Annotated in this window: 20 protein-coding genes and 2 pseudogenes; 9 read left to right on the forward strand and 13 right to left on the reverse strand. The window is 74.1% G+C overall.

Annotated elements, in window-relative coordinates; translation table 11 throughout:
• Window positions 1-44: 44 nt before the first annotated feature.
• Entirely contained in the window at window positions 45-3,023 is a 2,979-nt protein-coding gene (locus DER29_RS18950; protein ID WP_121398543.1) for an MXAN_6230/SCO0854 family RING domain-containing protein, read from the reverse strand.
• A 213-nt stretch (window positions 3,024-3,236) separates the two neighbouring features.
• Between DER29_RS18950 and DER29_RS18955 the strand changes: the two genes are divergently transcribed.
• The gene (locus DER29_RS18955) at window positions 3,237-4,526 is read left to right on the forward strand and encodes an MFS transporter (RefSeq protein WP_121398544.1); all 1,290 of its coding nucleotides are present in this window, start codon (window positions 3,237-3,239) and stop codon (window positions 4,524-4,526) included.
• A gap of 74 nt (window positions 4,527-4,600) precedes the next feature.
• Here the strand turns inward: DER29_RS18955 and DER29_RS18960 are convergent, their stop codons facing one another.
• From DER29_RS18960 to DER29_RS18980, 5 genes are all read right to left on the reverse strand, one after another.
• A complete protein-coding gene (locus DER29_RS18960; RefSeq protein WP_121398545.1) occupies window positions 4,601-5,584 on the reverse strand; it encodes a nitroreductase in 984 nt (327 codons plus the stop codon).
• Window positions 5,585-5,586: 2 nt separating this feature from the next.
• Window positions 5,587-6,726: a GNAT family N-acetyltransferase gene (locus tag DER29_RS18965; RefSeq protein ID WP_121398546.1), complete on the reverse strand. Its 1,140-nt coding sequence runs from the start codon at window positions 6,724-6,726 to the stop codon at window positions 5,587-5,589.
• The gene (locus DER29_RS18970; protein WP_121398547.1) at window positions 6,723-7,163 is read right to left on the reverse strand and encodes a DUF4188 domain-containing protein; all 441 of its coding nucleotides are present in this window, start codon (window positions 7,161-7,163) and stop codon (window positions 6,723-6,725) included. The genes DER29_RS18965 and DER29_RS18970 overlap by 4 nt, the downstream gene beginning before the upstream one ends.
• Window positions 7,164-7,166: 3 nt before the next feature.
• Complete coding sequence (locus tag DER29_RS18975) at window positions 7,167-8,747, reverse strand: phenylacetate--CoA ligase family protein (protein WP_121398548.1); 1,581 nt, start codon at window positions 8,745-8,747, stop codon at window positions 7,167-7,169.
• A gap of 181 nt (window positions 8,748-8,928) precedes the next feature.
• Window positions 8,929-9,558, reverse strand: coding sequence for a CatB-related O-acetyltransferase (locus DER29_RS18980; RefSeq protein ID WP_199729475.1), 630 nt, complete (start codon window positions 9,556-9,558; stop codon window positions 8,929-8,931).
• Window positions 9,559-9,693: 135 nt separating this feature from the next.
• Between DER29_RS18980 and DER29_RS18985 the strand changes: the two genes are divergently transcribed.
• Window positions 9,694-10,452 carry an aminoglycoside adenylyltransferase family protein gene (locus DER29_RS18985; RefSeq protein WP_121398549.1) on the forward strand — a complete coding sequence of 253 codons (759 nt, stop codon included), beginning with the start codon at window positions 9,694-9,696 and terminating at the stop codon, window positions 10,450-10,452.
• 146 nt (window positions 10,453-10,598) lie between these two features.
• Here the strand turns inward: DER29_RS18985 and DER29_RS18990 are convergent, their stop codons facing one another.
• Complete coding sequence (locus tag DER29_RS18990; protein WP_121398550.1) at window positions 10,599-11,147, reverse strand: hypothetical protein; 549 nt, start codon at window positions 11,145-11,147, stop codon at window positions 10,599-10,601.
• Window positions 11,148-11,298: 151 nt separating this feature from the next.
• Here DER29_RS18990 and DER29_RS34650 point away from each other — a divergent pair, with 151 nt between their 5' ends.
• Together DER29_RS34650 and DER29_RS34655 are read left to right on the forward strand one after the other, a co-directional pair.
• The gene (locus DER29_RS34650; RefSeq protein ID WP_199729355.1) at window positions 11,299-11,442 is read left to right on the forward strand and encodes a hypothetical protein; all 144 of its coding nucleotides are present in this window, start codon (window positions 11,299-11,301) and stop codon (window positions 11,440-11,442) included.
• A 19-nt stretch (window positions 11,443-11,461) separates the two neighbouring features.
• Window positions 11,462-11,686, forward strand: a complete 225-nt coding sequence (locus tag DER29_RS34655) for a hypothetical protein (RefSeq protein WP_199729356.1) — start codon at window positions 11,462-11,464, stop codon at window positions 11,684-11,686.
• A gap of 10 nt (window positions 11,687-11,696) precedes the next feature.
• On the opposite strand, the gene DER29_RS19000 is transcribed toward DER29_RS34655, so the two are convergent.
• Window positions 11,697-13,346 (reverse strand): glycoside hydrolase family 10 protein, encoded by a 1,650-nt coding sequence (locus tag DER29_RS19000; RefSeq protein WP_121398551.1) that lies wholly within the window; start codon window positions 13,344-13,346, stop codon window positions 11,697-11,699.
• Window positions 13,347-13,413: 67 nt separating this feature from the next.
• On the opposite strand from DER29_RS19000, the pseudogene DER29_RS36305 reads away from it, so the two are divergent.
• Window positions 13,414-14,092: pseudogene (locus tag DER29_RS36305) on the forward strand (VOC family protein); the annotation flags it as partial.
• Between the two features lie 857 nt (window positions 14,093-14,949).
• Window positions 14,950-15,261: a hypothetical protein gene (locus tag DER29_RS36310; protein WP_370040318.1), complete on the forward strand. Its 312-nt coding sequence runs from the start codon at window positions 14,950-14,952 to the stop codon at window positions 15,259-15,261.
• Window positions 15,262-15,525: 264 nt separating this feature from the next.
• On the opposite strand, the pseudogene DER29_RS35465 reads toward DER29_RS36310, so the two are convergent.
• The 5 genes and pseudogenes from DER29_RS35465 to DER29_RS19030 all read right to left on the reverse strand — a co-directional run.
• Window positions 15,526-16,140, reverse strand: a pseudogene (locus tag DER29_RS35465) (M23 family metallopeptidase); the annotation flags it as partial.
• A gap of 255 nt (window positions 16,141-16,395) precedes the next feature.
• Window positions 16,396-16,782 (reverse strand): DUF202 domain-containing protein, encoded by a 387-nt coding sequence (locus tag DER29_RS19015; RefSeq protein ID WP_233599928.1) that lies wholly within the window; start codon window positions 16,780-16,782, stop codon window positions 16,396-16,398.
• Between the two features lie 52 nt (window positions 16,783-16,834).
• Complete coding sequence (locus DER29_RS19020) at window positions 16,835-17,233, reverse strand: YidH family protein (RefSeq protein WP_233599930.1); 399 nt, start codon at window positions 17,231-17,233, stop codon at window positions 16,835-16,837.
• Window positions 17,227-17,955, reverse strand: a complete 729-nt coding sequence (locus tag DER29_RS19025; protein WP_121398553.1) for a sulfite exporter TauE/SafE family protein — start codon at window positions 17,953-17,955, stop codon at window positions 17,227-17,229. Before DER29_RS19025 ends, DER29_RS19020 begins: the two co-directional genes overlap by 7 nt.
• 2 nt (window positions 17,956-17,957) lie before the next feature.
• The gene (locus tag DER29_RS19030; protein ID WP_121398554.1) at window positions 17,958-18,833 is read right to left on the reverse strand and encodes an aldolase; all 876 of its coding nucleotides are present in this window, start codon (window positions 18,831-18,833) and stop codon (window positions 17,958-17,960) included.
• Between the two features lie 126 nt (window positions 18,834-18,959).
• Here DER29_RS19030 and DER29_RS19035 point away from each other — a divergent pair, with 126 nt between their 5' ends.
• The 3 genes from DER29_RS19035 to DER29_RS19045 all read left to right on the forward strand — a co-directional run bounded on the left by DER29_RS19035 (window position 18,960) and on the right by DER29_RS19045 (window position 22,621).
• A complete protein-coding gene (locus tag DER29_RS19035; protein ID WP_121398555.1) occupies window positions 18,960-19,742 on the forward strand; it encodes a DeoR/GlpR family DNA-binding transcription regulator in 783 nt (260 codons plus the stop codon).
• Window positions 19,743-19,928: 186 nt separating this feature from the next.
• Window positions 19,929-21,149 carry a mandelate racemase/muconate lactonizing enzyme family protein gene (locus DER29_RS19040; protein ID WP_121398556.1) on the forward strand — a complete coding sequence of 407 codons (1,221 nt, stop codon included), beginning with the start codon at window positions 19,929-19,931 and terminating at the stop codon, window positions 21,147-21,149.
• The gene (locus DER29_RS19045; RefSeq protein WP_158619054.1) at window positions 21,146-22,621 is read left to right on the forward strand and encodes an aldehyde dehydrogenase family protein; all 1,476 of its coding nucleotides are present in this window, start codon (window positions 21,146-21,148) and stop codon (window positions 22,619-22,621) included. The genes DER29_RS19040 and DER29_RS19045 overlap by 4 nt, the downstream gene beginning before the upstream one ends.

The raw sequence follows: 22,621 nt of genomic DNA on the forward strand, positions 1-22,621 counted from the left end.
GCGAGCCTACATAACCGCCCCACGCGCCGCGCGGATCGGTCGCCTCAGCCCGTGCTCAGCCCGGCCATCACGTCGCCGGCGTGCAGCACCGTCCACGGACGGCCGGGCGTGCCGGTCACCGTCACCACCGTCGAGCCCGGCGCGACCGGGGCGGGCACGCGGACCAGCCGGTCGAGGGCGTCGGGGTCGGTGGCGCCGGCCAGGACCGTGCGGCCGGCCAGGTCCGGCGGTACGCCGATCTCGCCGGTGTCCGCCGACGCCGCCGCGCGGACGGCGGCAACGTCGGGCGGTACCTCGGTGTAGGTGTGGTCCGCGTGGCCGACCAGGATCCGGTCGGCGCGCCCGACCGCGTGCCATGCCAGCAGGTCGAGGACCGTGGCGTGGTGACCGCCCAGGAAGTGCTCCCACTGGTCGGCGGCCGCCCGCGCGAGCTGGTCACCGTGCCGGTCGACGCTGTGGCCGTAGCCACGGCCGGTCAGGGTCAGGTCGGTCCAGAGCAACCGTCGGGTGCGCAGGTCCACGACCATCGGCAGCAGCATCCGGGCGTTGCCGCGCAGGTCGAACCGCTGCGCGACCCGGGCGCCGTCGAACTGCTCGCCCCGGGCGAGGGGCAGCATGACGCCGGCGACCGCCTCCGTGAGGGCCTCGAACGGCACGGCGTTGTAGCTGAGGACGGTCGGCACGGCGTAGTGCACGCCCTGCTCGGCGAGACGGGTCAGGTGCAGGTCGAGGAACTCGGTGGCCCCGAGCGGAGCCGGGGCGGAGGTGAGGTCGCCGGAGTGGACCGCGCCGTCGCCGGCGAACCGCAGCCGGGTGAAGTCGCAGTGGCCCACCCGCTGCCAGTCCCGGTCAAAGAACACGCAGGACAGGTCGAGGTCGACCCGCGCGGCGCCCGGCTCCTCCCAGTGCAGGAAGAACCGCAGCACCTCCGCGTCGGGCAGCGCCCGCACACTGCCCCGTGGCCACCCCGCCAGCTGCGCCGAGGCGGCCCGCTCCCGCGTCGGCGCGGGCACCTCGGCCAGGGCGGCGTCGAGGACGGCCACGTCGAACCGGCCGAGCCGGGCGGCGCGGGCGGTCAGCTCGGCGTCGACCAGCCCGCGTACCGCGCTGATCGCCGGCGCGGGCACCGGCGTGCGTCGCTCGGGCTCGGTCCAGGTGGTCACGACGCTGCCGCGGGGATGGAACACCCGCCGGGGCATACCGGGACCGGGACGGCCACCGACGATCCCGGACTCCTCGACGGGGGCGCCCACGGGCGGTGCCTCGGCGGGAGGGGGCAGCTCGCCGCCCGACCGGAGCGCTTCCCGCAGGAAGGCGGGGGTGGCACCGCGCACGCCCCGCGCGACGGCGCGCAGGACATCGCCCAGCCCGACGGCGAGCACCGGGGCGGCCCCGGTGTGCGCGGAGCCGCGAGCCCGCGCCGCCGCCCGCGCCCGCGCGGTCGCCGCCAGCTCGGCGGCCGTCGCCCGTACCGTCTCGGCGCGGCCGGTGAGTTGAGCCGCCGCCGCGGCGAGCACGCCGGGCGCCACCCGGGCCACCGTCCGGCGCATGGCCGTCTCGACGGCCGCGTACGCCGCCGGATCGTCCCCGGCGACCCGCAGCAGGTGGTCGAGCCGGCGCCACAGCTCGCCCGGACGCTCGGTGAGCAGGCCGGCGGCCCCCGCCACGTCGCCGTCGGTCAGGGCCTCCTCCACCAGGGACGCGTGGGTCCGCACGCGGACCGTGAGCGTGCCGTCGGGGTGCCCCGTCAGCACGAGCTGCCGGGGCTCGCGGGCGCAGGCCGCCACCATGGCCGCGCCGAGGGCGCTGGCGCGGGCCGCGCGGGTGCCGCGCAGCGCGGCGAAGGCGACGGCCGCCGCCGGGTGCGCGGCCACCTTCTCGTACGGGTGCAGCCGCTCGCCGAGGCGCTTCCAGACGGTGGGGTGCCGCCGCAGGTCCTCCGCCGCGCCCGCGGCACCGCAGGCGTCGAGATGCGCGAGAGCCGCGCGCCGCAGCGGCCTGGGCAGGGCCCGCACCCGGGTGACCGGCACGACGACGACGGGCTCGTGGACCGGTCGCCAGGCCGCGCCCGGAGCATCGGACTCGTCGTCCCGCCGCGGCAGGACCAGCCCGGGGTCCCCACCCGAGTACGCCCAGAGGGTCCGCGCCACGTCCGTGGCGGTCGACCACCGCCGGCGGGCCGCGGCGACCAGGTCGTGGTAGCCGGGGGTGCACGCCGTGGCGTGCAGCGCCCAGGCGACGACCAACGCGAGGGTCTCCCGCGCGGGCACCACCTCGGGCAGCCAGTCAAGGCGGCCCGGCGCGGTGGCGTTCACCAACACCTCGAGGTCGGCCCGGTCGGACTCGCTCAGGGCGGCAGGACGGGCGACCAGCTCGTCGCGGAGCCGGGCCGCGGCGCCGACCGGGTTGGCCTCGAGCCCGGCGAGACGCATCGGCAGCGGCGGCGCGGCCGGGACGGCGTGCGCGCCGGTGTCCTCGACCGGCGCACCGGCCCGCCGCAGCCGGCGGCGCACCGGGGCCGGGGGCGCGACGACGGTGAGGTAGGTGTCGTCCGCCGCCAGCCGGCGGCCGCAGACCGGGCACGCGGTGACCTGCTCCGGCGGGAAGCACGCCGGGCACACGGGATGGCCGCACGGGTCGAGCGGCGCGCCACCGTCCTCGCGGCCGCACAGCACGCAGGGCGCGCCGGGCACGGCGAACAGATGGGTCAGCAGCCGCCGCACGTAGACCGCTTCGATGTCGCGCGGGGTGTCGGGGAACGACCGGTAGAGCGGCAGCATCGAACGATCCGCGCCGACCATCTCGTCGATGGTCGCCAGCAGCCAGTCGGCCCACCGGACCCGCACCGACGCCGGCAGCCGGGCCGCCGCCGTGCGCAGGTCGTCCCGGAGCAGCCAGCCCCGACCGGCCAGATCGGCCTCGAGCGCGGCCACCCAGGCGGCACCGTCGGCAGGGGCGGGGCCCGTACCGACCACCGCGACCCGGCCGGTGCGTCGCAGCAGCACCACGGCCAGCGGATCCATGCTCGCGCCCTCCCCGTGCGAAAGCGGTGGGCGGAGAGTCGCGACGCTAGTTGCCAGGAAAGGGTGAGAAGGAAGCACCGCGGGGAGCCGCCCACCGCGGGGAGGATCATACGGGGCGGCCGCGGCCGGCCTCACCCTGATTCCCGGCCGGAAGACGTCCGCCGGCGTGCCAGGGGCACCGCTCGCAGGGGGGATCGGATTACCCTCGCCGACATGAGCCGACGCACCGATCCGGTTCCGCGTCCCCTGTGGCGTGATCGCAACTTCGGCGCCTACTGGGCTGCGCAGTCGCTCTCCGCCGCCGGCGACTCGTTCGCCTACATCGCGGTGCCGCTGCTCGTGCTCCACGCGACCGGGTCGGTCGCCCAGATGGGCCTGCTCACGGCCGCGGCCGGTGCCGCGTCCGTCGGCGCGGGGATCTTCGGCGGCGTCCTGGTCGACCGGTACGACAGACGGAAACTGATGATCACCGCCGATCTGGCCCGGCTGGTGCTCTACGGCCTCATCCCGCTGGCCTGGCTCGCTGGTCCGCAGGTCTGGCTGCTCTTCGTCGTGCTGCCGATCTGCGAGGCGGCCGGCATGGTGTTCCAGGTCGCCGCGGTGACCGCGGTGCGCAACCTCGTCGACCGGCCCAGGATCACCGAGGCCAACGGCCGCCTGCAGGCGACGTACGCGGCGGCGGCCGTGCTCGGGCCGCTGCTCGCCGGCGTGGTGTCGGCCCGCTTCGGCCCCACGGCGGCCATCGCCATCAACGCGGCCAGCTTCGCCCTGTCGGCCTTCGGCCTCTGGCTGGTGCGGCTGCGGCGGTCCGACGAGGGTGCGGAGGCCGGCGGCGCGGTGGCGCGGGAGGGCCGGCTGGCCGAGTTCCTCGCCGGCGCGCGGTTCCTCTGGCGGCAGCCCGTGCTCCGCTCGCTGACCGTGCTGCTGTCGGTCTTCATCTTCCTGACGTACGGCTTCACCGACGTCCTCGTCTACCACGTCAAGCACGACCTCGGCGGCTCCGACGGCACGGTCGGCACGGTGCTGGGCCTGGCGGCCCTGGGCACGGTCGTCGGAGCGCTGTTGGTGGCGCCGCTGCGCCGCAGGCGTGGCTTCGGCATCACCTGGATCGGCGCGCACGCGATGTGCGGTCTCGCCATCGTGGGCATCGGCGTCGTCGGGAGCGTGCGGGGCGTCACCGTGCTGACCGCGGTGTACCTGTGCGGCGTCAGCGTGGGCGGGATCTGCTCGATGTCGCTGCGCCAGGAGATCACCCCCGACCACCTGCTCGGGCGGGTCACCTCGGCGTTCTGGAGCACGCACTACGCGCTCGGCCCGGCCGGCGCCGCCGTGCTGACCTGGGCCGCGGGCCGCTACGGCGTCACCGCGGTCACTCTCGTCGCGGGAGCGGGATGTCTCCTGGTCGCGGTCGGCGGGCTGTTCACTCCGGTCCGCCGCGCCGGGTCCGAGCCGGTGGCCCGCCGGTCGGCGACCCGACGGCCCGCGACCAGCCAGGCGTCGTGACCCTGGGAGGTGCCACCCGCACGCCGGCCCCGCGCGGCACCGACGCGGCCGCGCCACCGCCGTCGGACAAGGGATCAGCGCAGGCCCTGCCCGATGCCGCCGACCCGGCGCGCCGAGGGTGCCGCCGGGCCCACCGGCCGGCCGACCCGGGCCACGTGCAGCAGGCGCTCCGGCGCCACGCCCAGCAGCGAGCCCAGGGCCTCCCGGGTCGCGGCCGTGTCGATCAGCTGGCTCAGCGGATGCGCCGCCAGCCCGGCCGCGTGCAGGGTCAGCCACGTGCGTGCGAGCACCCGACCGAATTCGACCTGGGTGGCGTCGTCCGTCCCGGGCGGTCCGATCAGGACGATCACGGCGCCACCGCGCGCGAGCGGGTTGCCGGAGGCCGCCGCGAGGAGCCGGGGCAGGCCCAGCCGGCGCAGGACCGGGTACGCCGCCAGCGCCGCCCGCAACGCGGTCGCCTCGCGCCCGGACAGGCCCAGGCACCGGTCGGTGAGCCCGTCGGCGTGGTAACGCGGATGCGCCGGCGTGAGCCGCAGCCACGACCGCAACTCGCCGACCACCGCGGGATCCGCGTACGTCTGCCGGTCGGCGGTCCTCAGCAGGCGGGCCAGCAGGCCGGCGTCCGGTACGGCCCGGACCGCCCCGTCCGAGGCCCGCGCGACGGCGTCGACGGCCGCCACCACCTCGGCGTCCGGGCCGGCCGAGAACCGGCCCCGGTGGGTGCGACGGGTGAGCACCTGCGCCGCGTCGAACGGGGTGTCGTAGCGGTGCGGGGACGCCCGCAGCCAGCCCGCCCGACGGTCGGTGGCGCAGTGGTCGGCGACGAAGCGCATCCGGAGCCCGGCGTCGGCCGCGACGACCAGGCAGGTCTCGACGAAGGCGCCCAGGGACAGCCGCAGGTCCCGGCCGGAGGGGTCGGCCGCCGGCAGGGTGTGCGCCTCGTCCCAGCCCACCCGGACCGCTCCGGGCTGGTGGTCGAGGCACCACGGCTGGGTGTTGTGCGCGCTCGGCGCCCGCCAGCAGAGCGGCTCCAGGGCGCGGAACGCCGTGAGGCCCATGTCTACAGCGCCTTCTCGTAGAAGGTGTAGCCGTGCAGCGGCCGGCCGCCCATCGCGCGGTACTGCGCGGCCGAGGCCGGGTTGTCCCGGCCGACGTAGGTGCTGCGCAGCGTGGTGTACCCGCCGGTGTACAGGTTGCGGCGCAGCGCGGCGGAGAGCAGCCGTTGGTACCCGCGCCCCTGGTGCTCGGGCAGCACGCCCTTGACGATCAGCACCGCCTCCCGCCGGTACCGGCGGCGGACCGCCAGCAGCCGGAGCTGGTTGACCGCGTGGAGGTCGCCCCGGACCCGGACCACGAACTCGCTGATGTCCGGTACGCACAGCACGAACGCCACGGGCCGCCCGGCCCTGGTCAGGTAGAGCAGCAGCGACTCGTCCAGCAGGTACGCGAGCCCGTCGGTCTGCCGGCGCAGCTGCGCGGCGGAGATCTGGGTGTAGTAGCCGAGCTGGGCGAAGGACGCGTTCAGCATCCCGCGCAGCAGTTCGAGCTGGTCGGCGAGCCGGCGGACGTCGCCCCGGTGCACCCTCAGCTCCGCGCCGTCCTCGTCGGCGCCGGGCGGGACGTCGGCGCCGGGCGGGACGTCGGCGTCGGGCGGGACGTCGGCGTCGGGCGGGACCTCGTCTCCGGCGGTGACCGGGCAGATCCAGGTGTCCGACTCGAACCGCCGGCGGAACCCGGACGACTCGTACGCGGTCACGTACCGGGGCGGGTTCCACGCGCTGTCGATGAAGCCCCGGTCGGCGTATCCGGAGGTGATGACCCCGCCCGACTGGTTGGGCAGCAACGCCACCGGCCCGAAGAGCGCGTCCCGGTCGCCGGCGGCGCGGGCGGCGGCGCCGATCGCGTCGAACAGCGGGCGCGCCGCCGCGTTGGTGAACTCGGTGAGCCCGAAGAGCTGGCACCGGCGGCCGAGTCGGGCGTCGAGGGCGGCGTCGGTGTGCAGCGTGGTCCGGGCCACGACGGCACCCGCGCCGTCGCGGAGCACGTACATCGGCACGCCGTCGCGCCACCACCGCCGCACCTGCTGGCGCGACGGCGGCACGAAGCGCGGCTCGCCGGCGTACACCCGGTCGGTGAGCGCCAGGAACTCGCGCAGGCCGCGCCGGTCGACGATGCGTTCCAGAGCGCGCGGGGCGGTCATCGCCGCACCGCCGGTCCCACCGTCTCCGATCCCAGCGGCGTGAACGTCGCGATGTGCCCCATCTCCGGGGACTCGGCCCGCCACAGCCCGTTGGAGTAGCCGTCGGGTTCGGCCGTGAAGAGCCGGATGAAGCCCGCGCTCGCGTTGCGGTTGCCGTCGGTGAGCCAGACCATCAGCTTGCGGTGGTGCCGGGACCGGGCGAAGCGCAGCAGGGCGTCGCGGTCGGCGAAGAACGCGACGGTGCCGAGGGTGAACGGGAACTCCCAGTACACCCGGTGCCAGCGGTATCCGGACATGCGGCGCATGTCGCGGACCATCCGCAGCCAGGCCGGGAGGAGCCGCAGGATCGCCAGCGGCCCGCTGTAGCGGGTGGCGCCGAAGAACATGGCGCCGGCCTGGGCCCGTGCGGGGGCGCGGGAGAAGTCACGGGTACGCATCTCTCAGCCCTTCAGGTAGACGTTCTTGATCTTCTGCTGGCCGGCGAACGGGCCGGCGCCCGGTTCGTGCAGCTCGATTCGGAGGTCACCGGCGGTCGGGTCCTCGGTCAGCGACTGCGCGAAGTCGCGGGAGACGGCCGCCAGGTGCCGGCGTACGCCGCTGCGGCAGGCACCGGCGAGAGCCTCGCGGTCCGAGTCGGGCAGCGGGCGGCGCAGTTCGAGGTGCACCACGGGCCGGGTCTCCAGCGCGGTGTCCTCGGCCAGCGCCAGGCAGAACCGGCTGATCTCGGCGGCGTACGGGTTGCCGGCGTAGAGGCCGTACTCCACGTCCTGCGGATAGAGGTTGGCGCCCAGGTACGACACCGTCGAGTCGCGCCGGCCGAACAGCAGCAGCACCGGCAGGGTCATCCGCTCGCTGGCCAGCGCCGCGCGGCACTCGGCCCAGCGCTGCGGGTCGCCGCGGACCTGGTCGAGGATCCGTCGGTACCCGACGAGCAGCGCCTCGTCGCCGACGTTGTACCGCAGCCGCGGCTGCAGGACGTCGGGGCCGGTGATGGTGCAGAGCAGTTCCCGGCGCTCGTTGGTCTCCAGGTAGGTGGCCAACGGGTTGTACTGGAACACCATCGGCAGCCGCTGCTCGTCGACGCCGAGCAGCGCCGCCCGCAGCTCGGGGTCGGTGCGCAGGCGGCGCCGCAGCCACACGGTGAACCGGGTCTCCGCGCCGATCCCGATGGTCAGGTCCGAGGCGCCGTACGCCGACCGGACCTTCAGGAACCGCTCCTCCAGGTAGGCGCGCAGCGCCTCGGTCATCCCCTCTCCCCCGCAGCTGGCGAAGATGCGGTGGCGCGACCAGTCGAAGCCGTCGGCGTCGAGCCGGTCGCGCAGGTGCTTCAGGAACGGCGGGTACGCGGTCACCAGGTAGTCGAAGTCCGGGCCGAACTCGCGAATCGTGTCGACGATCTTGCCGAGGTCCGGGCCGGTGTTCTTGACCACCGCGATCCGGGCCATCGCGGCGCCGGTCGTCGTCCCGGTCGCCCAGGCGCCCATCGAGTAGGCGTTGATGACGAACGGGCGACGCATCGGGAAGACCAGGCTGGTGTAGCCGACGATGTCGCGGTGCACCGCGCGCAGTTCCCGCTCGCCGCGCGGCCAGTTGAAGGGCCGGCCCGACGACCCGGCCGACTCGTCGACCACCACGCCCCGGGCCGGCAGTCGTCCGCCCCGGCAGCGCCGGGCGGCGTCGAAGGGAACGACGTAGCTCACCTTGTCGGTCTCCGGGAAGTCCCGCAGCCGGCGACGGACCCCGGCCGGCCGGGCGCGCAGGAAGGAGCGGTACGCCGGGACGTCCAGCGCGGCGAGCGCGCAACCCGCACGCGCGTTCGCCGCCGCGAGCAGGTCCAGTGCCGGGTGGTGCCGCCGGGCCGACCACCGCCACGAGGCGGGGTGGCGACCGGCGAGCCGCACCGCCGCCCCGAGAACCCGGCCGAAGGCCGTCAGACGTGCCCGTCGCCAGCGTTCGCCGGCCGTCAGGCGTGGTGACGCGAGAAAGGACGGATCAGCGTATCGGTGCAGCGTCTCGGCCATGTCAGAATCCTCGGCGCATCCGGCCGGGGACGCCTGAGCTGTCGCACCGATCCGACGCTGAGTATCCGCACCCAGCCCGGTCCAGGCTCCCGGCCCCTACCCGAGGTCGGTGCGGTGGGCGAGGCCTTCGACGCCGGCCTCGGCGCGCGGCAGGTGGGTGTGGTGCGCGACCGTGGCGCCGTCAGGAGTCGGAGGACCCGGGCCGCCGCGGGCGCGGCGCCACAGCCTCCAGGGCGTCGACGCTGCCGGACATGATCGTGCGGACGTGCTCGGTGAGGTGCGGGAGCGGCCAGTCCCACCAGGCCAGCGCCAGCAGGCGGACGACGTCCTCGTCACTGTACCGGCGGCGGATGAGCCTGGCCGGGTTGCCGCCGACGACGCCGTAGTCGGGGACGTCGTCGACGACGACGGCACCGGAAGCGACGATCGCCCCGTGGCCGATGCGGACGCCGGGCATCACCATGGCGCGGTATCCGAACCAGACGTCGTTGCCCACGACGGTGTCACCCCGTCCGGGCAGGCCAGTGATGAGGTCGAAGTGCTCGGCCCAGGAGCCACCCATGATCGGGAAGGGGAACGTCGAGGGGCCGTCCAGACGGTGGTTGGCGCCGTTCATGATGAACCGCACGCCCTCGCCGAGTGCGCAGAACTTCCCGATGACCAGCTTCTCCGGCCCGTAGTGGTACAGCACGTTGCGGGTCTCGAAGGCGGTCGGATCGTCCGGGTCGTCGTAGTAGGAGAACTCGCCGACCTCGATGAGCGGCGAGGTGACCAGGGGCTTCAACAGCACCACCCGCGGCTGCTCGGGCATCGGATGCAGGACGTTCGGATCGGCGGGGACGCCTGCCACCACGGATCACTTCCTCTCGGGCGGGTCGACGTACCCATGATCGCAAAACCTATATCCGGCTGCGCTGCCCCGCCCCGACGGCCGAGACTGGCGGCCATGGATCAGGTTCGGCAGGTCGTGAGGCTGGTCGGCGACGTGCTGGGTGGCGAGACCGTCGGCGCCTACCTGCACGGGTCCTGCGTGCTCGGCGGCCTCAGGCCGGCCAGCGACCTGGACGTCCTCGTCGTCTCCCGGCGGCGGATGGACGATCAGGAACGAAGGTCACTCCTCGACGGGCTGCTCGCGATCTCCGGCTCTCCCGCCGGGGCCCGTCCGGTCGAACTCACCGTGGTCGTCCAGTCCGAGGTCCGCCCGTGGCGGTTTCCGCCGACCGGCGACTTCCTGTACGGCGAGTGGCTGCGCGCCGAGTTCGAGGCCGGTGCCGTCCCGCGCCCGGAGCCGATGCCGGACCTGGCCCTGCTGATCACGATGGTGCTGGCCGGCGACCAGCCCCTCACCGGCCCGCCGCCGGCGCAGGTCCTGGACCCCGTACCGCACGCGGACCTGGTCCGGGCGTGCGTGGCGGGCATCCCCGGCCTGCTCGACGACCTGGACGGCGACACCCGCAACGTCGTGCTGACCTTCGCCCGCATCTGGAGCACGCTCGCGACGGGCGAGATCCGGTCGAAGGACGTCGCCGCCGACTGGGCCCTGGCCCGGCTACCGAGGGAGCACCGACCCGTGCTGGCGCACGCCCGGGAGCTGTACCTCAACCGCCGCTACTCCGAGGAGAGCTGGAGCGACGAGCTGCGGGCCCAGGCGCGTCCGCAGGTGGAGCGGATGCTCGCGGAGATCGACCGGCTGTCGCAGCGCTGAGCGTCGCCGGGGCGGGGCGGGAAGGAGAGCCGGTCACCGGGCCCCGGGTCGAGGCGTCGCACCGTCGACCGCCACCTGCTGCCGTCGACTGCGCCTACGTACCGAGGCGGTCCCCGCGAGGCGCGCGGCGGCCGTGCCCGCGCGGCTCAGGCCCCGGGTGACCCGGGTGGCGGCAGCGGCAACTCGACGGCGTCCACCGTCGCGACCCGTACGGCCGAATGCGCCGGCGGCAGCTTGTCGGCTCGCGGCGAACGACTGTGCACGCGACCCCGGCCGGTCGGGTCCGGCCGCCCGCTCACCTCGCAGGTCACCATCAGGATCGGCGCAGGCGGCGCGGTGAACCGGCCGGCGCCCCAGCGCACCCAGAGCGGGACCCGCCCCGCGTCGGCCTCGGCGAGCAGCTTCTCCCAGGTACGGCGGCGCGTACCGTGATCGACCTCGACGACGACCGGCGGCCCGTCCGGGCGGGCACAGGCCACGTCGAGCACCGACTGCTGCGCGGACATCGGCGGCGGCAGCGGCAGCACGCTGGACGCCCGCCGGTAGACCCGCCAGCCCCGCTCCTCCGCCCAGTCGACCACCGCGTCGATCAGCCGGGCGGTGACCTGGTCCGTGGTCAGGTCGGTGAAGGTGACCGCGTCGAGCCGGTCGGCCAGCGACGCCGCCAGCCGCTCCCCGTCCTCGCCGACCACCACCGCCGCAGGGTAACCGGCGCGACCGGACGTCGCCGCAACCGGGGCGACCCCTCCGGCGCGCCGCGTCGCCTACCGTGTTCATCCCGCTCTGGCCGTCTACACCTGTCCGGGTGTCGCCCGGCACCTGACGGGCCTGGAGGATCGGGTCCGCGTGGTCCGCGAGGGCGACGTGCTGCACGCGGCGGGCTTCCGGGTACGGGTGGTCGGGGAGAAACACCACCCCAGCCACCCCGACGTCCCGCCCGTGGACAACGTCGGCTTCCTGATCGACGAGGAGGTCTTGCATCCCGGGTGACGCGCTGACCGTCGTGGACGTGCCCACGCTGCTCGTGCCCGGCCAGGCGCCGTGGATGACCGTCCCCGACCTGATCGGCCACCTACGCCGGACGGCACCCCGGCGCGCCTACGCCATCCACGACGGCCTCCTCAACGACTGGGGCCTGCGGGTGCTCGACGGCGTACTGCGGAGCGAGGCCGACCGCCTGGGCGCCGACATCCGCCGCCTGCGACCCGGTGAGCGTGTCGACCTCGCCCGTTGACCGCTCGCTCCTATCGGGTGTCGACGGCCATCGGTGCGCTGAGGCGGCCCTCGTTGCCGCTGCGGTCCAGGCCGGAGACGCAGTAGGACAGTGGACGGTCGGCCGGGGCAGTGCGGTCGACCCAGCCGGCGCCCCGGGCGGTGCCGACGAGCCGGGCCGTGTCGCCGTCGACACGGTAGACGGCGAAGCTCGCGGCGCCGTCCCCGCGCCAGCTCAGCGTCACCTCGCCGACACCGGCACGCCGCGCGCCGGTGACCGTGGGGGCGGCCGGCGGCGCCGCCGGCAGCTGCGCCATCGCGGGCACCAGCGCCGGCCCGGCGTAGTGGGCCCCGCTGTACCGGCTGACCGCGCCGAGCTTGTCGGTGCGCACCTGCCTGGCGCTGAAGTGCACGCTCCCGCTCGCGCCGTAGCGGCGGTTGAGGGCGAGCTGGCGGTCCAGCTCGGCCGGGTCACGCCAGGCGCCGCGCTCGCCCACCCGGTAGTCGGCTTGGCCGATGTAAAGCTGGACCCGGGTGCCCCGCACCGTGGCCGTCCACCACGGCAGCAGCTTGGCGTAGTCGGCCTTGTCGAACCCGATGTGCCAGTACAGCTGCGGCACGACGTAGTCCAGCCACTGCCGCCGTACCCAGAGTCGGGTGTCGGCGTAGATGTCGTCGTAGCTCTGCAACCCGGCGGTCGCCGAGCCGGCCGGGTCGGTGCGCTTGTTGCGCCAGATGCCGAACGGGCTGATGCCGAACTTCACCCAGGGCTTGATCGCCTTGATCCGCTCGCTCATCTCGCGGACCAGCGTGTTCACGTTGTCCCGGCGCCAGGCGTGCTTGTCCGCGAACCCCCGGCCGTACCGGGCGAACGTCGCGTCGTCCGGGAAGTCCTGCCCGGCCTCCGGGTACGGGTAGAAGAAGTCGTCGAAGTGCACCCCGTCGACGTCGTACCGCCGGACCGCCTCCAGCATCGAGTCCTCGACGAACGTGCGTGCCTCGGGGATGCCGGGGTTGAAGTAGAGGCGGCTGCCGGGCCGGTCGGCGCTGGGATAGGTCACCACCCAGTCGCGGTGCCGCCGCAGCGGGTGCGTCGGCGCGAGCCGGTCCAGCCTCGGGCCGGGCCCGCCCACCGTGGCCGGCTGCCCGCCCCGGTACGGGTTGAACCAGGCGTGGAACTCCAGGTTGCGGGCGTGCGCCTCGGCGACCATGAACTCCATCGGGTCCCAGCCCGGGTCGCGGCCGTCGCGGCGCCCGGTCAGCCACTCCGACCACGGCGCGTACGCCGACGGCCAGAGCGCGTCCCCGCTCGGCCGCACGTGCACGAAGACCGCGTTGTGGTTGTGCCGCACCGCCAGGTCCAGCCAGCCCCGGAACTCCGCCCGCACCGTCTCGGCCGGCAACCCCCGTCGGCTCGGCCAGTCGATGTTGTTCACCGTCGTGATCCACATGCCCCGCAACTCGCGGGGTGCTCGGGCCGGTCGACCGGCGCAGGCGGGGGCGCGATCCGCCGGGGCGGCACCGGAGGCGGTCACGGCGCCCCGCTCCGACAGGCCGGGGAGACCGGCGACCCGGTCCCGCAGCGACCAGGCGCCGAGGGCGACCGCCACGGCGAGCGCGGCGACCACCGCGACGAGTGTCTGGGTACGACGGCGGCGGGCGGGCGGGTCGGCGGCGGGCATCGCTCCAGTCTGCCCAGTCCAGCCCACCTGACGCACCAGTTCGACCGTTACTTAACGGTCAGATAAGGCGGAGGCGCTCGGTCGGGAAGTCTCCAGCGAGGGACCCGGCGTGACCAACCTCGAACCCGAGGGCTTCGTCTACCCCGACCCCGTCGCCGCCTGCCTCGACCTCGTCGCCTCCCCGGAACCCAAGACGGTGAAGAACCGCGTGCACGTCGACCTCGCCACCACCTCGGCGGCCCATCAGGCGGAGGTGGTCACGCGCTCGGCGCTCGAAGGATCTCGGCGCAACACCCGCCGATCTGGGCCAAGGCGACGTGCCATGGACGGTCATGGCCGGACCCGGAGGGCAACGAGTTCTGCGTGCCGGACCCCCGACCGCTCTACCGGGACACCGGACCGATCGCCGCGGTAGTGGTCGACTGCGCGGATCCGCGAGCCATGGCTCGCTTCTGGGGCAAGGCCACGGACTGGGCCCTGCACGAGGTGACCGACCATGACGCGGTACTGCGCTCCGCCAGGGGCGTCGGCCCATATCTGCGGTTCATTCGCACACCCGACGTCAGGACCGGGTGGAACCGCGTCCACCTCGGCGTCCGCCCGTACCCGGGTGACGACCCGGAGGCCGAGGCGGCCAGGCTGCGGGCTTCGGCGCCACCGCCGTCGACCTGGGCCAGAACGACGTCCCGTGGACGGTCCTCGCCGACCCCGAAGGCAACGAGTTCTGCCTCCTCGCCCCAGGCTGACCCGAACGCTCGTCATCCGCGCACCACGGCCACCAGCCCGGACCTTGCGACGCGCCCTAGTGTCGGCCGGTCTCGTCAGCGGTGCCGCGGTCGGTGTCCCGGGAGACGAACGGGGTCCGCATGCGGGTCATCGCGTCCGCGCTCACGTCCACCGCCTGCCCAGGTTCGCGGTCAGTGTCCCGGTCGCTCTCTGATCCGAAGGGATTCAGGGCGGGCGGCGTCATATCTGCCAAAACGTACTCCAGGATGTCACAGGGCAGCGCACAACAGATTCACTGGCAGCTGCAGCCGGGAAGAAGGCGGGTGGTGGGGGCGCGTCATCGGCCGCCACCTACCCGCTTCGACAGCCTACCGCTTTCACGCCCCCCGTAGACGGGGAGGTGCGACCGGGGCGATCGGGCATCGCGCCGAACCAGGGCCGGCGGTCATGATCCGCGCCGGGCTGACCGCCGGTCACATCCTGGCCGATGCCGTGAAGACGTCGCATTCGCATGCTCGCCGGCACCCGAATCCCATCGACAGTCGTCGACCGATTTGCGATCTTTGAATCGACTGTTACCTTCTCGTAAATCTTGCAGGACTTTCCAAACCCCCGGATGTCATACCGGTAGAGCGGCCGGGATCGCCCCACCTCGCATCGTCCGACCCGTTCCACCACGTCACGTCGGTTCCGCGCCCCGTCCGGAGAAGACCATGTCCGCACCGCAAGCCTCGCGTGCCCGAGCCATCCTCGCCGCCCTGCTCTCCGCCGCGCGCTGGCCACCGTCGCCGCGCCCCTGATCACCGCGCCCGCGCCGGCCGTCGCCGGCATCGACACCCGCGTCCTCGGCGCCCGGTACGACACCGCCGGGTCGCGGATCACGTTCCGGGTCCACTCGTCCGCCGCCACCCGAATCGCTGGCAACCACGCGCTCGGCTGGCGGATCGACGGCACCGAGTTCGGCGACCCGGCATCGGCGATCTACGTCGGCTACAACGGCTGGTCCGGGGATGTGAAGTTGAACTTCCCGTCCCCGGGAGCCGGGAAGCACTGGTACCGGGTCGCCGACACCGCCACCTGGGCGGAGGGCGCCAACCAGGTCGCGCCCGGGTCGGAGACGCTGATCGGCGGCCAGGGCACCGGCTATCTGCTGCGTGGTCGCAGCCTGCTGCTCCTGGTCCCCCGCTGACGCGGCGTCAGCGTGCGAAACGAAGGCCTCCTGGTTGCCGGAGCGGTTCCTAACAGCTCCACTCCGCAACCGGAGGCCTTCGTCATCACGTCTGTCTACGTCGTGTCGTCACACGACCTCCATCAACCTCTCCGGGCAGTGCGACTAGCAGATGGGGACGCCAGGTAGTTGTGACGCCGGGTGGTCAATGAAGATGTTTGTGATGTAGCCGTTCTGGTCCCGCAGCCGGGCCCACCAGTTGTTCGTGTAGCCCTCGGCGGAGACCCAGTCACCCTGCTTCTGGCACAACACGTGGACGAGGGTGGGGCCGGCCAGGCTGGTCACGGTCGCGGAGGAGAGGTACGCGTCGGCGCGCACCCGCACGCCCGAGCCCCAGGTCCAGAAGGCGGTACCGCCACCGCAGCCGTTGTCGCTGGTCAGGTACTTCTGGTGGTACGAGCCGGGGTACGCCGCGAGGGAGACCCCGTTGATCCTGATGGTCTGACCGACGCCGTTGTAGAGCTGCTCGTAGTGGATGTGCGCGCCGGAGGAGTTGCCCGTGCTGCCGGTGGTGCCGATCTGCTGTCCCGTGTTCACCCACGCGCCGCTGGCGACGGAGTACGCGGCGAGGTGGAAGTAGTAGGTCTTCCAGCCGCCACCGTGGTCGATGACGATGTAGTTGCCGGCGCCGCTGGACTGGTAGTGGCGGGTCGCGGTGCCGGGTGCCGAGGCGAGCACCGGCGTGCCGGCGGTGACGCCGCCGTCCGCACGGACGAAGTCGAGGGCCAGGCGCACCTCAGCGCTGTGGTGGCTGTACGTCCACCGCTGGCCGCAGGGGTACGGCGCCTTGAAGTTGGGGGCCGCCTGGGCGGGTGAGGCGACGAAGAGTGTGGCGGTCAGCGCCGTGGCGAGGGCGGCCACGAGCGTGACGAGGGATCTGAATGATCGCACGGTCCATCCTTGGGGAGCTGGGGATAGAACACCTTCGATGCGCGCGCAGTACCGAGATCGTAGGCATGCCGTTGATCAATGTAAATAACTACCCGGAAAGAATGATCTACGGCAGTTTTCCTGCGGTCGCCGCCACGGTCCCCGCAGCGACCCGGCCGACGCCGATGACGACCGCGGCTCCGAACGTCGCCGCAGTTCGCGAGGTCACGGGGTCGACGGCGGCGTCGTGGCGGTCAGCACGGTCGCCGCCGCGGCGAGGCCGAGGAGGCAGGTCAGGGCCGCGACGCCGGCCATCCAGCCCGCCCCCGGGGTGACGACCGTCGGCCCCGGTGGCATCGGCTTCCCGCGCGCCGTCGTGGCCGGCCGCCGCCCAGTGGTGCGGCGCGATGGGACGCACCTCGCGAGGGCGAGCGCGCCCGCGCAGAGCGCCGGTGCGGCCACGGCCGGGTAGGCCCAGCCGCCGAGCAGCGGGGTGAGCAGGCGCGCGCCGACGGCACCGGCCACCAGGAACGCCGCCGCGGTGCGCCGCCAGGCCAGCATGGTCCGCTCGAGTTGCAGGCCGGGGTCGCCGTCCAGGGGCGGCGGTGTCACGGGGGGCCCTGTCGACGCCGACCGGTCCACGTACCGGGCGCGGCGGCGCGGCTCACCGGACGAGGCCGATCAGGATCAGTCCGGCCGCCGCGACCAGGCCCAGGCCGAGCGGCATCGCCAGCGCGGGTGGCGGCAGGCTCCGGCCGAGGCGCAGCGCCGCCTCCGTGCGCAGCCAACCGATCCACGCCTGCACCGGTGCCGCGGCGCCGAGCGCGATCAGGACGACGGCCGCAGCCCGGCGCAGCCCGGGCGCGATGGGCAGGGCCAGCGCCTCCAGGGCGATCCCGGCCGCGAAGAGCGCCAGCGACGTACGGATCCAGGCCAGGAACGTCCGCTCGTTGGCGAGGCTGAACCGGGGGTCGGGGTCGACGCCGGTGTCGAAGACCCGACCGGGCCACCGGCGTCGCCGGTCCGTCCGCGAGGAGGCGTCGTCGCCGATGTCGGCTACCACAGAGCGGTCACTCCCTTTCCGACGGCGATGATGCTGCCGATCAGCGCCAGGCCGATGACCGACCGCCGGGCCCGCTCCTCCGGCAGCCAGCGGCACAGGACCTGGCCTGCGGCGATGCCGACCGTCATCGCCACGCCGCAGGCCAGCAGCAGGGGCCAGGACAGCGCCGGCGTGCCCTTGGCCGCCAGCGACAGCACGTTGGTGACCAGGCCGACGATCTGCACGGTCGGCACGAAGCTGCGCTGGCCCCAGTCGGTGCTCACCGCGTAGACGGCCAGGGGTGGCCCGCCGGTGCCCGCGGTGGTGTTGAAGAACCCCGAGGTGAAGCCCGACAACACCGGCCCGCCCCGGCTGCGGAGAAACCGCAGCGGGTTGCCCCGGGCGACCCAGGCGACGGAGATCGCCGTGATCGAGCCGACGCCGATGAGCAGCAGCGGGCCCGGCAGGGACGCCACCACCCAGGCGCCGAGGGGGACGGCGGCCACGACGCCGACGATCATCTCCACGGCCAGCCTGCGGTGCAGGGCCCGGAAGGTCGAGGCCAGCACGACGAGGTTGATCGCGGCGGAGAGCAGGTTCGCCAGCACGACACCGGTGAACGGACCGAGGATGATGACGAGGAACGGCGCCGCGACCAGCGCGAAGCCGAGCCCGGTGACCCGCTGCATGGCCGCACCGAGGGCGACCGCCACCACCGCGAGGGCGGCGCCGAGGAGGGCCACCGTCAGCGGGACACGGCGTCGTCAACCACGTCGCAGAGGCGGCGCAGCCGGTCCACGGAGATGGTCCGCAGGTCGTCGGCCATCGTCGGGCTACCGACGACCGACGCCCAGATCGCCCGGCCCGCCAGGAAGCCCGACGCGCCGGCCTGGCAGGCGAGGCGGACGGCGTCGGGGAAGAGTTCGGCGGGTACGCCCGACGACAGCACCACCCAGGGCCCGGCGATGGACTCGCTCAGCTGGGAGCAGCCGGCGACGATCTCCGCCGGGGTGCCCTGTCCGGCGGTGGGGACCTCGGCCTTGTAGAGGTCGGCGCCGAGCGAGCCGAGTTCCCTGGCGGCGGCGAGGATGCCGGCGTCGTGGTCGAAGGCGCCGCCCTGGCGAGGGGCGCGGGACACCGGCTCGATGATGCTGACGAGTCCGTTGTCGCGGCACCGCCGCACGAAGTCCGTCACCAGGGCGATCCGGGGGGCCGGGTCCTCGTCGGGGCGCCAGAGCACGAGCAGCTTGAGCGCCTTGGCGCCCTGGGCGCGTACGGCGGCGGGGTCGACGCCGTCGTCGATGGCGACGTCGGCGACGAACTCGGTGGCGCTTGCGGTGAAGCGGTCGGCGGCGGCGATCAGGGCGCACTCGGCGGCGACGGCCTCCTGGGCGATGACGGCGTCCCAGCCGAACTGCTTGTCGACGAGGATCGCCGAGGCGTGCGGGCTCAGCGCGCGGGCCGCGGCGACCTTGAAGTCGGTGATCTGCTCGTCGGTCACCGGCTGGCTCTGGTGTGCGGCGAACATCGCCCGCAGGGCCTCCCGCTGGTCGACGGCGAGCATGGCGTAGCCGCCGGAGGGGCGGGCCAGGACGGTGGGCGACACGGTGGCAACGGTCATGATACCTCCCAGAATTACCAAAGGACGTTGGCAACGTACCATCCGATGGTAGAAAAATAACATCCCTCGGTTGCTCTAAACTCTCCACCGAACCCCGTGGGGTGACATCCGGCAGGAGGGCCCGGCGTGAGCGTGCAGACGTCCCGTTACGAGAGCGCCCCCCGGCGCCGCACGCAGATCATGGCGGCGCTGCGGCGGGCGGGCTTCCTCTCCGTGGCGGAACTCAGCGCCCAGCTCGGCGTCTCGCAGATGACCGTCCGCCGCGACCTGCGCCAGCTCGCCGAGTCGCACGAGGTGACCCTGGTGCACGGCGGGGTGAGCCTGCCGCCCGGCGGGGTGGCCGGTCCCGGTTTCGCCTCCCGGGCCCAGACCCACACGCAGGCCAAACTGGCGATCGGGGCGGCCGCCGCCGGCCTGGTGCAGCCCGGCGACACCATCGGCATCGACAGCGGGACCACCGCCGCCGAGGTGGCGCACGCCCTGCCCGCCGAGTTCGAGGGATGCGTGGTCACCCACTCGGTGCCGGTGCTGGGGCACATGCTGTCGCGTCCGCGCGCCCGCGTCATCGGGATCGGCGGCGAACTGCTGCACGACAACCAGGCGCTGGTCGGCTTCGCGGCCCTCGACCTGACCCGCCGCCTGCGGATCCGGATGCTGTTCCTCGGCGCCGGCGCCGTCGACGAGCGCGGCGTCTACGTGCGCTCGGAGATCGAGCTCAGCGCCAAGCACGCCCTGATGGAGATCGCCGACGAGATCGTCCTGGTGGTCGACGCGAGCAAGTTGACCGCCACCGCCCCGGTGCAGGTCTGCGGGCTCGACCGGATCGACAGCATGGTCGTCGACGCGCCACTGCCCGAGGCGGTCGCGGCGACGGCGCGGCGCAACGGCATCCGCGTCATCACCGCCTGATCTTTCGGCCCCCCTCGCCACCGGCCGCCACACCGCGCGGCGACGCGTCCCGTTGCGGGGCGCGTCGTCCTTTTTCGCCCTCCACCGCCCGCCGCCGGGTCGACCCAGTTTGTTTCCAGCCCTTGACGGGCCGATGAACGGCGGCTAGAACTGCATGCAGTTCTTCACAAGTGTGAGAGAGGCCTCATGGGACTCAGCGGAGATCTGCAGCACGCCCCGGACGCGGTCCACCAGACCGGCTCCCCGGCCGACCAGGCCGGCCCTCCGGTGGACACCGTGCGGCTGCCCGACGTCCCCGTCGCCGACGTGCGCTGCCGGGTGTTCCGCGCCCGGCCCGCCGAACGAATCGCGATGTCCTTCGCCCCCCTGACCCACCGGGTGATGGTGCTGGTCGAGGTCGAGCTGGCCGACGGTTCGGTCGGCGTCGGCGAGAGCTGGGCCAACTACCCGTCCTGGGCCTGGCGCGAGCGCGTCGCCACGATCCGGGAGGGCGTGGCGCCGCTGCTGCTCGGCGCGCGGCCGGCCGACCCCGCCGACGCGCAGCGGGCGCTGATGGCGAAGCTGGGTCCGCTGGGCCGCCAGTGGGGCGCCCCCGGCCCGATCCACCAGGCCGTGAGCGCCGTCGACATCGCGCTGTGGGACCTGGCCGCCCGGCACGCCGGACGGAGCCTGGCGTCGCTGCTCAGCACGCACCCCCGCACCGAGCTGCCCGTCTACGGCTCCAGCCTCGGTCCCGACGGGGTCGCGGAAACCGCGGCGCACTGCGGGGCACTCGGGCTGACCGCCGTGAAGGTCAAGGTCGGCTTCGGCCGGGACCGGGACCTGGACAACGTCCGCACCGCGCGGCGCGTCCTCGGCGATAAGGCACAGATCTTCGCCGACGCCAACCAGGCGTGGTCGCTGCCCGAGGCGCTGCGGATGCTGCCGGCGCTGGCCGACCTGGGTGTCGCCTGGGTCGAGGAGCCGCTCGCCGGCGACCGCCCGGAGGAACTGGACGAACTCGGCGCCCGCACCGGCATGCCCCTGGCCACCGGCGAGAACCTCTACGGCGCCGCGGCCTTCACCCCGTACCTGCGGGGCAGCGGCGTCACCATCCTGCAACCGGACCTCACCAAGGTCGGCGGGATCAGCGAATACCTGACGGTGCTCGCCGCCGCCGAGGCCGCCGGCAAGACCGTCAACCCGCATCTGTACAACGGCGCGATCGCCACCGCCGCGACCGTGCAGGTGGCCGCCAGCAGCCAGGCGACGTCCCTCGTCGAGTGGGACGTCCGTTCCAACCCGCTGCGCCGGGCCGCCGACGAGTTCCTGACCGCACACGGCACGGTCACCGTGCCCCACCGCCCCGGTCTCGGTATCGACCTCGATCCGGACCAGCTCGAGCCGTACGAGGAGCAGCAGTCGTGACCGATTCCCCGATCGTCGACGAGGTCCTGGCAACCCGGAGCGCGGTGCGCATCGGCGGCCGGGCGGTCCCGGGCACCGCCACGGGGGCGCCCGCCCTGCCCGTCGTCGACCCGTCCACCGGGACGGCCTTCGCCGAGGTCGCCACGGGTGGCCCGGCCGACGCCGCCGGCGCCCTCACCGCCGCCACCGACGCGCTGCCGACCTGGGCGGCCACCCCGGTGACCAGGCGCGCCGCCGCCCTGCGGGCCATCGCCGACGACATCGAGGCCCTGGCGACCCGACCGGACTGGGCCGCGCTGATCACCCGGGAGACCGGCAAACGCCTCACTGAGTCCACCGCCGAGCTCGGGCTGACCGTGACGTACTTCCGGGTCATGGCCGAGCTCGCCGAACGGCAGGACGAGCAGCGGCTGACGGTGGTGCCGCAGCACGAGCACCGGGTCGGCGTCCGGCCGGTCGGGATCGCGGCCGTACTCACCCCGTGGAACTTCCCGGTCTCGATCCCCGCCCGGAAGATCGCACCGGCGCTCGCCGCCGGCTGCCCGGTGCTGTTCAAGCCCTCGGAACTGGCTCCGCTGTCGTCGATGGTGCTCGCCGCGGTGTGCGAGCGGCACCTGCCCGACGGGGTGCTCGGCACCGTGCTCGGCACCCCGGCCGACGTGGTCTCCCCGTGGCTCGCGGCACCGGCGGTGCGGGCGGTCTCCTTCACCGGGTCGACGCGGGTCGGTCGCCTGGTGGCCGCCGAGGCGGCGCCGCGGTTCCTGCGTACCGTGATGGAGTTGGGCGGCTGCGCGCCGTTCGTCGTCCTCCCGGACGCCGACCCGCAGGCCGCGGCGCAGACGCTGATGGTCGCGAAGTACCGCAACAACGGCCAGTCCTGCATCGCGGCGAACCAGATCCTGGTCGCCCGGGAGGTGGCCGGCGAGTTCGTCGAGGCGTTCGTCGCGGCCACCCGCGCCCTGCGCGTCGGCGATCCCCGCGATCCCGGCACCGACATCGGCCCGCTCGCCCCGGCCGGCGACCCGGCACGCATGGCCGAGCTGGTCGACGAGGCCGTCGCCCGGGGCGCCCGTGCCGTCGCGCCGCACGGCGCGGCACCGGTCGCCGGGCACTACGCCACCCCGACTGTGCTGCTCGACGCGCCCGTGGACAGCCGCGCCATGACCGGAGAGATCTTCGGACCGGTCGCGCCGGTGCACGTCTACGACGACCTCGACGCGGCGTTGGCGGTGCACCACGCCACGGGCTACGGGCTCGCCGGCTACGTGTGCGGCACCGACCTGGACGCCGCGCGGGCGGTCGCCGACCGGCTGCGCGCCGGCATCGTCGGGATCAACACGGGCACGCCGAACACGCCGTGGGTGCCGTTCGGCGGACTCGGTGACTCGGGCGTCGGCTACGAGGGCGGCCGGCCGGGCCTGGAGGCGTTCCAGACCTACCTCAGCGTCGCCTCACGCCCGGTGAGGGCCTGA

The sequence above is a fragment of the Micromonospora sp. M71_S20 genome (genome assembly GCF_003664255.1).
GTDB lineage: Bacteria > Actinomycetota > Actinomycetes > Mycobacteriales > Micromonosporaceae > Micromonospora.

Bases quoted from the DNA above. Each gene is read 5' to 3' on its own strand.
- DER29_RS18950 (WP_121398543.1), bottom strand. From the start codon at position 3,023: ATGGATCCGCTGGCCGTGGTGCTGCTGCGACGCACCGGCCGGGTCGCG.
- DER29_RS18970 (WP_121398547.1), bottom strand. From the start codon at position 7,163: ATGCGTACCCGTGACTTCTCCCGCGCCCCCGCACGGGCCCAGGCCGGC.
- DER29_RS18965 (WP_121398546.1), bottom strand. From the start codon at position 6,726: ATGACCGCCCCGCGCGCTCTGGAACGCATCGTCGACCGGCGCGGCCTG.
- DER29_RS18985 (WP_121398549.1), top strand. From the start codon at position 9,694: ATGGATCAGGTTCGGCAGGTCGTGAGGCTGGTCGGCGACGTGCTGGGT.
- DER29_RS18980 (WP_199729475.1), bottom strand. From the start codon at position 9,558: ATGCCCGAGCAGCCGCGGGTGGTGCTGTTGAAGCCCCTGGTCACCTCG.
- DER29_RS18955 (WP_121398544.1), top strand. From the start codon at position 3,237: ATGAGCCGACGCACCGATCCGGTTCCGCGTCCCCTGTGGCGTGATCGC.
- DER29_RS19040 (WP_121398556.1), top strand. From the start codon at position 19,929: ATGGGACTCAGCGGAGATCTGCAGCACGCCCCGGACGCGGTCCACCAG.
- DER29_RS18975 (WP_121398548.1), bottom strand. From the start codon at position 8,747: ATGGCCGAGACGCTGCACCGATACGCTGATCCGTCCTTTCTCGCGTCA.
- DER29_RS19030 (WP_121398554.1), bottom strand. From the start codon at position 18,833: ATGACCGTTGCCACCGTGTCGCCCACCGTCCTGGCCCGCCCCTCCGGC.
- DER29_RS19000 (WP_121398551.1), bottom strand. From the start codon at position 13,346: ATGCCCGCCGCCGACCCGCCCGCCCGCCGCCGTCGTACCCAGACACTC.
- DER29_RS18960 (WP_121398545.1), bottom strand. From the start codon at position 5,584: ATGGGCCTCACGGCGTTCCGCGCCCTGGAGCCGCTCTGCTGGCGGGCG.